Source organism: Roseinatronobacter alkalisoli, assembly GCF_028745735.1.
Lineage (GTDB): Bacteria > Pseudomonadota > Alphaproteobacteria > Rhodobacterales > Rhodobacteraceae > Roseinatronobacter > Roseinatronobacter alkalisoli.
Genome location: NZ_JAQZSM010000020.1, coordinates 41436 through 53758, shown reverse-complemented (window position 1 = coordinate 53758; position 12323 = coordinate 41436). Strand labels below are relative to the sequence as shown.

At 60.3% G+C, this 12323-nt stretch carries 9 protein-coding genes and 1 pseudogene; 4 read left to right on the top strand and 6 right to left on the bottom strand.

What is annotated here, in order from left to right; all coding sequences use genetic code 11:
• Nucleotides 1-19: 19 nt before the first annotated feature.
• The 6 genes from tssG to tssB form a co-directional block, all read right to left on the bottom strand.
• Nucleotides 20-1102 (bottom strand): type VI secretion system baseplate subunit TssG, encoded by a 1083-nt coding sequence (tssG, locus tag PUT78_RS17370; protein ID WP_274353542.1) that lies wholly within the window; start codon nt 1100-1102, stop codon nt 20-22.
• Nucleotides 1103-1130: 28 nt separating this feature from the next.
• Complete coding sequence (tssF, locus tag PUT78_RS17365) at nt 1131-3116, bottom strand: type VI secretion system baseplate subunit TssF (RefSeq protein ID WP_274353541.1); 1986 nt, start codon at nt 3114-3116, stop codon at nt 1131-1133.
• 11 nt (nt 3117-3127) lie between these two features.
• Entirely contained in the window at nt 3128-3820 is a 693-nt protein-coding gene (gene tssE, locus PUT78_RS17360; RefSeq protein ID WP_274353540.1) for a type VI secretion system baseplate subunit TssE, read from the bottom strand.
• 228 nt (nt 3821-4048) lie between these two features.
• Nucleotides 4049-4537 (bottom strand): Hcp family type VI secretion system effector, encoded by a 489-nt coding sequence (locus PUT78_RS17355; protein WP_274353539.1) that lies wholly within the window; start codon nt 4535-4537, stop codon nt 4049-4051.
• Between the two features lie 49 nt (nt 4538-4586).
• Nucleotides 4587-6068, bottom strand: coding sequence for a type VI secretion system contractile sheath large subunit (tssC, locus tag PUT78_RS17350; RefSeq protein ID WP_274353538.1), 1482 nt, complete (start codon nt 6066-6068; stop codon nt 4587-4589).
• Between the two features lie 74 nt (nt 6069-6142).
• Nucleotides 6143-6667, bottom strand: a complete 525-nt coding sequence (gene tssB, locus PUT78_RS17345; RefSeq protein ID WP_274353537.1) for a type VI secretion system contractile sheath small subunit — start codon at nt 6665-6667, stop codon at nt 6143-6145.
• 484 nt (nt 6668-7151) lie between these two features.
• Between tssB and PUT78_RS17340 the strand changes: the two genes are divergently transcribed.
• From PUT78_RS17340 to PUT78_RS17325, 4 genes and pseudogenes are all read left to right on the top strand, one after another.
• Entirely contained in the window at nt 7152-9020 is a 1869-nt protein-coding gene (locus PUT78_RS17340) for a type VI secretion system Vgr family protein (protein WP_274353536.1), read from the top strand.
• Between the two features lie 256 nt (nt 9021-9276).
• Complete coding sequence (locus PUT78_RS17335; protein ID WP_274353535.1) at nt 9277-9753, top strand: DUF6931 family protein; 477 nt, start codon at nt 9277-9279, stop codon at nt 9751-9753.
• 326 nt (nt 9754-10079) lie between these two features.
• Nucleotides 10080-11327 carry a type VI secretion system-associated FHA domain protein TagH gene (gene tagH, locus PUT78_RS17330; RefSeq protein WP_274353534.1) on the top strand — a complete coding sequence of 416 codons (1248 nt, stop codon included), beginning with the start codon at nt 10080-10082 and terminating at the stop codon, nt 11325-11327.
• Nucleotides 11328-12205: 878 nt separating this feature from the next.
• Nucleotides 12206-12313, top strand: a pseudogene (locus PUT78_RS17325) (IS481 family transposase); the annotation flags it as partial.
• Nucleotides 12314-12323: the final 10 nt, after the last annotated feature.

Genomic DNA, 12323 nt, shown 5'->3' with positions numbered 1-12323 from the left:
TCCTTTGAAGGCAGGCGGGTCAATGGGCGGAGGCCGAAAAAACGGCACAGGGGCGCAGCGTGGCTGCAAGGGGGGCGGGGGCATCCGGGGGGGGCGGAGACAGGGTGAAGCTGGTCCAGCCCAGCTGCCCCGCCTGCCCCAGCCGTGTGGGCGGGGCCAAGTATTCAGGTAGGCTCAGCGCGATATCAACCTCCAGTGTGGGGCCAAGATAGCTTTGCAGGAAATCGATCAGGCGGCGGCATTCGGGCTGACCGGGCAGAAAGGCGTTATATTCCGCCAGATCGCGGCAATGCAGCGTCAGGCGCAGCTTGTCATTCAGGCTGAAAGCACGGGTGCCCAGACAGATATCACGCCCCAATGTGCTGGCCACACGGCCCAGACGGCTGCAATCGGCGGGGTCGAATTCCAACCAGGTGCCGACATGTTCTTCAAGCGTGATGGGCGTGCCCAGAAGATGGAACAGGCATTGACGCAGCCGTGCGATGCTGCGCACGCGCATGTTCAGAAGCCCGGTCAGGCCCAGTCGGGTATCATCGGGCAGGCTGTCACGGTCGCGCAGCGCCGGACTGCCCCGCCCGATCAGCGCGCCCAACCATGCGCGGAAACGGTCGTCTTCGCGCCGGTCCATCTGAACCACAGGACGCGCATCCGCCCAGGCGCGGTAGAAGAACTGCACGAAACGCGCAGCAAAGATATCGGCGAAGCGGGCGAATGACGGATCATTGCGCTGCACCATCCAGCGATGGGCCTCTGCGCTCAGGGGCAGGGGCAACGCGCCTTGCGGGCCGAAATAGCCCATGAACTGCACATGCACATCATGCGGGCCGTCCGTGTTGAACTGCACTCGGGTCACATTGCAGCTGGGAAATTCCAGAAACGGATCCTGCCGCGGCACGACGATTTCCTGGGTCAGCGTCACTGATTTGCCCAGCCGCGGCATGTCAGGATGGGCCGCTTCCAGTCGGCGCAGCAGGCTGAGCACATCGAAATGCCAAGGTTCTTCGGCCATGCGCGCGCGCAGATCATCATCCAGCCGCATCGGATGGGCAAAATGCGCGGGTGACGACGCCTTCTGTGCCGGGCCGGACCGGGTATCGGCCATGCTGCCACTCATGCGCCTGCGCCCCCGCTCATAACACTGGTCCCGTGCCCGAACGCGGCACAAAGCGCAGCACCTCGCCACGCGCACGCGAACGGATGATCGTCTGGGTGAAACTGTTGACCTGCACATGATCGGCCAGGAACCGGTCGAGCACCGCACTCAGAAGGGTAAACCCCGTCCCCTCAAAGGCGCGGTCATCAAAGGTCAGTGTCACCTGCAGCCCGCGCACCGGCGCAAAACCGTCCGCATGGCGGATGGACCGCGTGACGGGCCGGATTTCCGAACCGACCAGCCCCTGCACATGGCGCGCGGTAATCGCATCCGAGAGATCGGCAAAAAGCGACAGCACCTCGCGCAGGCCATTGGCCGGATCTTCCGCAGACCGGTCCTGCAACCCCATATGATTGAACTGCAGGCAATTGATCAACTGCCACAACCGCGCCCCTCCGGTGCCATCAGGGCGGGCGGAATGGCTGTGGGGGGGTTCCTGTTCGGCCAGTGAATCGCGCGGGCGCGTCGGTCCCGCCAAGGCCCGCAACGCCACTGAAATGTCATCGACCAGATGAAAATCGGCGGCCTGCATGCCGATGGGCAATTGTGCAGGCAGATGGCGGTTGGTGCACAGTACATCCGCCTGCAGGCCGCGCACACGCATCGCGGCATCGTTCTGGGCGGGTTCATGCAGGCTGACCAGCATCTCGGAGCCGGTATAATCGCGGTTGGGGCTGCGGCGCAGTTCTGCCAGCGATACCCGGCGCGGACGGCGGCGCAGACTGTAATAAAGCGCATCACCGGGCCGCACCTCGCGGCCGGGCAGCGTATAGGCCGGCCAGACCGGCATCGCAGTCTTGCCATCGCCATAATAGGCGCGCATGCGCGTGACAGAATGAATTTCGTAATGCTCGGCAGGGCTCGGCTGCGGGCTGAGCAGATAATCATGCTGGCTGTCATCAATCTTCACCCGCGCGCAGCGCTCGGAAAACAGGTTGATCGCGGGCACTGTGTAAAGCCGGAAATTCCCCGGTTTCAGGATCGGCGGCAGCCGGGCATCGGCCTGTCCGAATTCAAACAGAATATCGAAGGCGGGCGCGTCAATCCGCGCCAGCGCCTGTGCCAGACCAACCAGCCGGAAGCCCTGAAATTTCTGCGGCAGGATGTGAAATTCCTTGAGCAGCGCAAAGCCCGGAAACGCGCGCCGTTCCTCGGGGAAAAACGCCTCTTCCGCGTCAAAGCCGATCTGTTCGACAAACCCCGTCGGCACAGACGCAAAGACCGGGTCCCCCTGCGGGTCAAGCCAGCGCAGGGTGATGCGCAGGCAGTTTCCGAAAATCTGCTCATAAAGCGCGGCCATCTCGGCGGCTGGCCCATGCAGATGCACCGGCAGCTGCGCAAGCCCGTTCCGCGCCAGCGCGCTGACTGGCATGACACTGTCTTGCGGGCCTGTGGGCAGGGCATCGGGGTCGGGCTTGCCCGCGCCGGTACGGCGCACCACGCGCAGTCGCAGCCCGGCTGCGGTTTCGCGCGTGACCTCCAGCCCCAGCGCCTGCAATGCACCCACCCCGGAATTGTAGCTTGCCCGGTCAATCTCCAGCGGCCATAATTCCAGCGGGGCCGACAGCCGGAATCGGCATTGCACGCGCCGGTCGCGGTCGCTGTAGCTGGCATCCAGATAACTGCCGGGGGCAAAGCGGCGGCCCGTGGCCAGATCGGGATTGGTGAAATCGGGATCGGCCTGCATCAGCGCCGCCGAAGGGATGGGACACAGATACCCCGGCAGAAGCTGGTCCAGAAGCGCGGTGGTAAAGGTTGAAAACTCTGCATTGAGTTTCAGCTGCACCCGTGCTGCCAGAAAGGCCGCCCCCTCCAGCAAGCCTGCAAGCCCCGGGTCCATACGATCGCGCGCAAGCCCGCCCAGACGGTCGGCAAGGCCCGGAAATTCCAGTGCGAAGGCCTCGGCCCGGTCATAAAGAAGTCCCAGTTCACGCTCATAGATATCAAGGAATTCCTGCCGCATGGCGCCCTTTCCTAGTCTTTGCGGCCCGCACCGGGGGTACGGGCGGCGTGCTGTTCCATGCCCGGGGGAATATGGACGCCCCCCCCCGCGCGCCGCGGCGTGGGCGCGTCAGGGGCAGGAGTACCCGAACGGGCAGCAGCACGCGGGCGTGCCAGATTGCGCAGATCTACCTTACCTGAACCGACATCGATCTCGGCCAGGAATTCCAGCGGCACATCGACCGGGCGGCACACCATCTCGGCGCGCACCGTGAAGGCAATGCGCTGGTTGACCTCGTCAATATCATCTTGCTGCGTAATCTCCAGCGAGGCCGCATTCAGCCGCGGTTCATGGGCCAGAAGGGCCGTGCGCAGGCTTTCGGCCAGATGCGACAGCCGGGCGGAATCGATACTCAGATGCACCAGATCCTGCATGCCGAAATTCAGCACCGAACGGCGCACATGCGGGTGGTCCTCCAGATCAAGGGCGGCGGCCAGATTGACCGTGTTCAGAAGATGCCCCAGATCGATATCCAGGCTGTGGCGCAGCGCCGCCTCGTTCGAGCTGACGCGGTTGGAGCGCTGCGTGACAATCCGCGCGCCATCCTCGGTATAGGTGATCTCGCTGCGCCGTGCATCACCGGCCTGCGCGGCATCGCGGAACGCCTGCAACAGCGGGGTATGCAAAACGCGGTCATGCTTGTCGGAACTGGTCTTCTTGCGCATCCTGCTGCCCCCGGCCCTGCAGACGGCATGACAACACAGTCCTGTCCGTTTCCGCCATCACCGGATGTGGCGCCGGACAGAAACGTCATGCAGCCGCCCTGCAGGCGACATTCGGGCAAATCCACACCCGCGCCCGCGAAGCGCGGCCGGGCCGGATCTGCGTCCTTGCCGAAAGATCAGGGCCACAAGCCGCATCACGCGGCACGCAGCCCTGACCGATGATAGCGATCAGGCCGCCTTGTTCTTGGCGATATCCCAGCCAGCCTTGGCCGAACCTTTCTTGCCACCCTTCTCGTCCTGCTGCTGATACTCGATCTCGAAGCGGGCGAAGTTGAAGGTCAGTGTTTCCTGCACGCGGTCCAGGTCATCATTGGACCCGCCGGTATTGTAGGATGACACCAGCACTTCCCACATTTTCAGGGTCAGATAGTTGATCGGCTTGGCCCCGCCGGCCTTGCGCACGACAAGGGTTGCTTCCTTGATGTGACGCCCGGACGTACAGGCCTTGATCAGTTCATGCGTGGCGATATCGACCAGCTTGGTAAAGGTAATGTCCGAAACATTTACCTTGCCGCCGCCGCCGCCAGTTGCAGTATGGGTGGTGCCGCTCTGGGTCATGCCCCAGGACCAGGACAGAACATCAATCTCATCCTGATGCCCGTCAATGACACTTTCACCTTTGATGCCGTCGATCTTGAGCAGAATGTCTACAGCCATGATATCCTCCGAAGTTTAGAACGTTGTGGTTTTAATTCAGGTTGATCGGTCAGTTTGAGGGAAGTTTGGATACCAAGCTCATTCCGATATCCATGCCTTCCAGTTGGAAATGTGGTCGCAGCAGGAATTTACCGACATAATACCCCGGATTTTCCGGATCTTCCAGAACTTCGACCTTGGCACCTGCCAGGGGCAGACGTGCCTTCTCATCCTCGCTGGCATTGGCCGGCGAGATATGCACATAGGAACTGATCCAGTCCTGCAACTCATACTCAAGCTGCTCGCGCTCACGGTTGGACCCGATCTTGTCGCGCACCATATGCTTGAGGTAATGCGCGAAGCGCGAGACTGCGAACATGTAGGGAATACGCGCCGACAGATTTTCCGACGCGGTCGCTTCGGGGCTTTGCATTTTCTTGGGCTTGTAGACTGACTGCGCCCCGATGAAAGCAGCCTTGTCGGTATTCGAGCGATGCACCAAGCTGATCAGGCCCGCCTTCGACAGTTCCGCCTCGCGCCGGTCGGTGATCGACACTTCGGTGGGGCATTTCATGTCGATCGACCCTTCATCGGTGCTGAAGGTATGCGCGGGCAGGTTCAGCACCTCGCCGCCCGACTGCACGCCGCGAATCTGCACGGTCCAGCCATAATCCTTATGCGCGCGGGCAATATTGGTGCCCATCGCATAGGCCGCATTCATCCAAGAATATTTTTCCCCGGTATGGCCGTCGGTTTCTTCGTTAAAGTTGAATTCCTCGACCGGCAGACTGTCCTGCCCATAAGGCAGCCGTGCCATCGCTCGCGGCATGGTCAGGGCCAGATAGCGCGAATTCTCGCTGTCGCGCAGGCCACGCCAGGCGGCATAATCGGGGGTCTCGAACAGGGAACCGATATCATGCGGGTTGTTGATCTCATTCCAGCTGTCCATCCCCAGAAGCGTGGGCGCTGCTGCCGCGAAGAACGGCGCATGCGCGGCGGCTGCCACCATGCTGACCCCGCGCATCACGCGCACATCAGCCGAGGAATGGTCGAACTGGTAATCCCCGATCAGGCAGCCGAAGGGTTCACCGCCCAGCGTGCCGAGGCCCGATTCATAGATTTTCTTGAAGAACGGACTCTGGTCCCATTTCGCGCCGGGATAGCTGCGCAATTCGCGGTCCAGCTCGGATTTGGAGATATTCATCACCCGGATCTTCAGCGTGGCATCGGGTTCGGAATTATTGACCAGATGCGCAAGCCCGCGCCAGGCGCTTTCGATCTGCTGGAATGCGGGCGCATGCAGGATTTCATTCATCTGCTCGGACAATTTCTCATCCAGCCGGGCGATCATCTCGTCCACGGTATCAAGGACATCTTCCTTGACCACAGACTGATCGGCCAGTGCCTCGCGCACCAGCGTGGTGATGGCATTGTCCACTTCCGCGGCCGCCGCTTCATTGCGCGGCTTGAAACTGGCCTTGAGCAACGATGAGAATTCATCGAGCTCTTCGGTCTGAGTCTCACCGGTCTGGCGAAGCTTTTCCTGTTCCATACTGTCCTGTCCCTGTCTGGCATGCAGTCATGCAAGCTGCGGCAAGATTACGCCGCCCGCCCCGTCGCGGGCGACTATTGGTCGTCGTCAGTGGCGCTGTCACCGGAAGCCGTCTTCTGGTCCAGCAGTTTCATCAGTTCCGGATCACTCAGCAACTGGCGCAGCATGTCCTGGGCCGCGGATTTGCCGTTCATGTAGCGCTGTAGATTGGCCAGCTGACGGCGTGCATCCAGCAAGCGGCGCAGTGCGGGCACCTGATCCGCAATCCGCCCCGGATCAAGATCATCCATGCCGCGGAAGGTCAGCGTCATGCCCAGCTTCTCATCCTTCGCATCGCCAAGCTTGTTGGGTACACTCAGGCTGATGGCGGGTTCGACACTGGCCATGAAATCGTCGAAACTTTGCGGATCGACCTGCGTGAAGGGCCGGTCGGCGACCTTCGGCTTTTCCCTGGCCGAAGCATTGCCGGACAAATCGGCCATGACGCCCATGACGAATGGCAGTTCGACCTGCGCGCTTTCATCATAGGGGTCCTGATAGCTGATATGGACGCGTGGCGGGCGATTGCGCCGCAGCGCCTTCTGGGCAGAGTCGGACATGATAACTCCATTTCAGGAAATCGGATGCTCAAATTGAAGCCTGACATGGCCATACTTGTCAATTCTTTTGCGGGATAATCCCGCATTTCCACACTGGAAATCAAGCGAAAACAGTCAGATTTTTTCCGAGCGCCGGAAAATTCCACAAGACCGACCCAAGCAAGCAACCCCACCCCTTGCCCTCTTGACGCAATTGGGGTGCAGACAAGGGAGGGCGCGCGCAGGAATTTTTGTTCTAAATATTCCCTGTCATTCGTGACTTGTTCCGGTGTGAAGGCGCCCTGCGGCGAGAGGACGCGCGCAAGGGATAATGCGCATAGGGGGCCGCCCCAGCCTGCGGCAATCGACCCGCTGACCCCGCACATGACAAAATATTTCGTTTTGAGCTTTGGACAATGTATAAGAATATGCGGATCACGCTGCCGGACCTGCCCGGTAGATTTCGAAGACGAAACCGAATACCCTATAGAAAAGAGCTTTCATCATGATCTCTCAGAAAGACAGGCTCGGGATTCTACATGCCAGTGGGACGGATCTGGCATTGGTGCGCTTCTGCGGGGATGAGGCGGTCAATGCCCTAGCCCATATCGATGTCGAATGCATCTCTGAAAAGGGCGGGGTGGATTTCAACAAGCTGCTGGGGCGCAATGTCACGGTCGAATTGCGCACCATCGACCCGGCCCACCCACCGCGCTATTTCGACGGGCTCCTGACCGAGGCGCGCGAAACTACTATCCTGTGGGGCGGCCATGGCTATGCGCTGACCTTGCGGCCCTGGCTATGGCTTCTGGGGCTACGCCAGAACCAGAAGATATTCCACGAAATGACCGCGCCCCAGATCATCGAAGCCGTCTTTGCCGAGTATGGTCATGCGCATGAAAACCTTCTGCAACGCAACTATCCAGTGTTGGAATACACGGTTCAATTTGCGGAGTCAGATCTGGATTTCGTCACCCGCCTGATGGCAATGTTCGGCATCAATCATACCACCATGCACGAAAAAGGCGCGCACAAGATTGTGCTGTTTGACGATGTAGACAGCCTGCCGGAAGTTCCCGGGGGCGCGCGTCCGCTGCGGGTGACCGACCGGCAATACCGCGATGTGGCGGAACATCTGCATGACTGGCGCGCAGAACGGCGCATGACGACAGGCCGTGTGGCGCTGGTGGATTATAATTTCAAAACCCCCCGTAGCAAGATGGATGCCGAACAGGCCGAAGGCACGGGCTATTCCCATGACGACCTAGAAAGCTTTATTTTTCCAGGAGGTTATCCGGATCAGGAGCTTGGCAAGAAACTGGCTGAAACCCGTCTGAAACAGGTGACTGCGGCGGATGGACATTATTTTGCCGAGGGTGATTGCGTGGGGCTTGGGGCCGGTATGCGCACGGGGCTGAGCGGACACCCGGACAAGGCCCTCAATGACATGACCTATGCCGTGATCTGTGCAAGCCACGAGTTTCTGTCCGAAGGGTATCGCACGGGCGATGGCGGCACGATCGAGCGCGACACTTATCAGGGCCGCTACGAATTTATCGAGACATCCCGCCCCCTGGTGCCCGCAGCCGCCCCCGCCGCCCCGCGCGTGCAGGGACCGCAGACCGCGATGGTCGTGGGCGAGGGCGAGATTGACTGCGACGAATATGGCCGCATCCTGGTGAAATTCCACTGGGACCGCGAGGGCGCGAAATCCATGCGCTGCCGGGTGGCACAGATGTGGGCAGGCAAGAACTGGGGCGGCATCGTCATCCCGCGCGTCGGCATGGAAGTGCTGGTCGAGTTCCTTGGCGGCGATCCGGCCCAGCCGCTGGTGACGGGGTGCGTCTATAATGACGATAACAAACCCCCGTTCGAATTGCCCGGCGCAGGCCAGATCATGGGCATGAAGTCGAATTCCACGCCGGGGGGGGGCGGGTATAATGAACTGGTCTTCGATGATACCAAAGGCAATGAAGAGCTGCGCATCCATGCGCAATATGACCTGAATGCCAAGGTGCTCAATGACCAGACATGGGAGATTCTACGAAACTGCACTACCACGGTCAATGTCGATGATGTGCTGACCGTCGGCGAGAATCACACGCTGACAGTGGGCGAGGATCGCACCACAGAAATCGGCATGAATGACACGCTTGATGTGGGTCAAACACTGCAGATCACCGCCGGGCAGAAGATCACGCTGCAGGTCGGCATGAGCAAGATCGAGATGGACGGCTCCTCAATCACTCTGCAATCCCCGACCATCGAGCTGAAGGCAACAATGCAGTTCAAATCCACAGCAGGCATAACATCGGAACACAAGGCCGGGGCCATGTTCGACATCAAGGGGGCGTTGGTGAAGATCAACTCGTGACGAGCATGGGGGTTATAGGGGCCATGACAAACAAATCGGGACAGATCGGGTACAGACCGGGGCAGCAGGCAGCATGATGACAGGACAGGACAGCGGATCACAGGGTTCAGGATCACGGGGACCACAATCACGGGGGCCAGGATTATCAGGGGCCGGCCCGTCAGGCGATGTCTCGGGGGAGGCACCGCATTCTGCCAGCCTGCGCTGTCATCTAGCTGCCGGCCTCTTCGCCGACATCCCCGAGATGACCGAGGACATGGATGCCCGCCCAACACAGGGCGAGGCCGCACTGGCCTTCGCCCTACGGCTTCTGAACAGCGCCACCCCGGAAGAGGCCGTCACCTTCACAGCACAACTCTTCACCCGACGTGTGGCCATCTGGTGGGGGCATGAATGCCTGCGCCACCTTGAGAATTTGCTCGATCCGCCTGATATTGAGATGATGGCGCTAGCCGCAGCATGGGTAGCCACCCCGGACGCGGCCCATCGTAGCCGCGTGGCCGAGGCCGCCGCTGCCTGCTCGACACGTAGTCCCGGTGTTTGGCTGGCGATGGCAGCGGGCTGGACCGGAGGATCGATGGCGCCTGCAGATGCGCCTGTGGTGCCGCCCCCGCGCTTCCTGACCGGGCGGGGCGTCAATGCCGCCGTGCTTTCGGCGTTGGCACGGGGCAAACGCGCAGACCGACAGGAGACGCTGGAAACCTTCATCGGCATGGCGCATGATCTGGTCTGACCCGCACACCTTTACCCCCCCGAACCGGTTAGCACGTGCAGAAAGCAAGAGACAGGTATCGTAAATCCATGGAAGCGCCACGGTATGATCAGATCGGGTTGAAGCATCCCGCTTATGGATGGTCCCGACGTGAAGCGACGGTTTTCGGCATGCCCAGGCGCGGGACAAAGGCTAGGCCTCGCCCGCTCCGTCTTTCTGTTCCAGCATATGATTGACACGAAAAGCCGCCGGCCGATTTTGCGCGACATGCCCTGCCGAAATATCGCATGTACATGCTGCAAACTGGGCTGCACTTTCCATCAGAACATTTTATGTTATTCAGCATCATGACCAGAACTCATCTGCATCTACGCATCGTCAACATGACCAGCCTGCCTGACGGCGGGCCGCTTGAAGTGTCGATTCCCCCGGGCGAGATGCTTGAAGCCGGGCGCGACAGCGGGCTGGGCTGGTGCCTGCCGGATCCGCAGCGCCTCATTTCCTCGCGCCATTTCGAGATCCGCTCTGAAAAAGCAGGCTGGATGCTGTATGATCTGTCCACCAACGGCACTTTCGTGAACGGGTCGGCAACCCGCGTAAAAAGCCCCTGCCTGCTGCACGACGGCGATCGTTTGCAGGTTGGCCAGTACAGTATCGAAACCCGGCAGGAAACGGTGGCAGGCCAGCCCGCGCCGACTCCGCCTCATATATCTCCGCAGATCTCACCATCACGCCCAGCGGCGCGCGATCTGCCCGGCGGCGTCGACCCTTGGGCGGTTCAGCCAAATCCTACCCCACAACCCGGCCCGCCCGCAGTCGGCGCCAGTCATGATATCTGGGCAATGCACGGCCAGGCGCCCGCACCTGAGGGCAATAGCGGGCCAGCACCTGCCCCCACCCCCCCACCTGACTTCGCCGCGCAAACTGATGTCACGCCGCCCCGCCCTGCCCCAGAAGCCTTCGCGCCCACCCCGGCCTTTCCATCATCACCACCAGCCGCAGGCCAGCAGACCGCAGGGGCACAGCATCAAACCAGTGCGCTGATCGAGATTATTGAAACTGCTGCAGGGCTGGCAGCAGGCACCCTTTCGCGCGGTGATCCGCAACAGGCCGCGCAGGAAATCGGGGAGACATTACGCGCCCTGACCGAAGAATTGTCGAGCCTGTTGCAGGCCCGCGCTGTAGCACGCCGCTCGGTGCGCTCGGCACAGGTGACAATGATCGGGAGAGAGGACAACAACCCACTGAAATTCATGCCCACGCCAGACCAGGCGCTCAGTGTCATGTTCGGCCCGCCCCGCCCCGGCTTCCAGCGCGGCCCGGCCGCAGTGCGCGCAGGTTTTGCCGATATCAAGAAACACCAATACGCCACCCATGCGGCGCTGCAACCCGCGCTGGCGCAATTGCTCGATGACCTTTCACCGGAAGCAATCGAGAAACGCTTGGGCAACGTGCGCCTTAACCGCAAGTCACGCGCTTGGGAAGCCTTTGTCGACCGCTGGGACGCTAAGAGTCATGCCCATGACAATGGCATGCTCGATGTGTTTCTCGCACATTTTGCCGAAGCCTATGACCGCGAAAGCGGGCGCGGGTAAGACCGGGAAACCCGCGACAAGGGCTATATTGCGGGCCCTGTCTCGGGCGCGCGCTTCTGGAACGACTACCCACTTCAGGCGCGGTTCAACCGCCTTACTTGGCGATCCACGAGACACTCCCAAGCTGTTCGGGCTTGCGTTTGAAAGAAGCACTGAACTGATGCGGTTGTCTGATCTCACACTGGGAGGTCGAGCATTTTCTCCATTGAAACGGCACTACCGGGCGCATGGCTGTCTTCGCGCTCGACTCTGTCGTCGCATGATGGTGCTTCGCTAGGCGAGTCTGCAATATGGATGACTCACTTTGCTAAGACAGCGGTACAACTGCGTCAACGCAATGGAGTGGAATGGCTCAAGTCCCGGCAAGGGCGCCTCAAAGCTCTCAAATCGTGAACACAATCTTGATTAACGACGTGGCTCCAGCATTTGAATTGAATAACTCGCCAGTTCTGACATCGTCTGCATGACCAGCGCCAATTTGGGTGCGACAGCCACGGCCGCTCGTTAAATTCAATCCACTCCCGAGGCTTTGACCCCAACGCCTAGACTGCTTGCTATTGAACAGCGTATAAGGATGACCGCAACAGGTTCATAGAGAAATCCCCGCAGATGCCAATCTCCGCATCTTGATATTGCCCGACATAATCGATCTCTCCGGATCGGTATCCGCAGGTTTCCATACCGATTCAGGCGGTGACGAACGACATCGCAGCAATCACGCCAGTCTTCCAGCATCAGCAGAACGATGAATGCAATCTGATCTTGATTTAAAAGAATGCATAGTACGCTCTTGTCGGATGTTGCCCCCCTCCCTGTAGGAACAATCAGGCCGAATCTTTTCATGATACCGTGGATCTGTCTCGAGAGCTCGGTGCTCCAAGACCCTCGGTGGGATCACACCCTACGAATACATCTGTAAGATCTGGACATCTGAGCCACACAGATTCATCATAAATCCGATCCACCAGATGCCGGGGCTGAACACCTACGCATTCT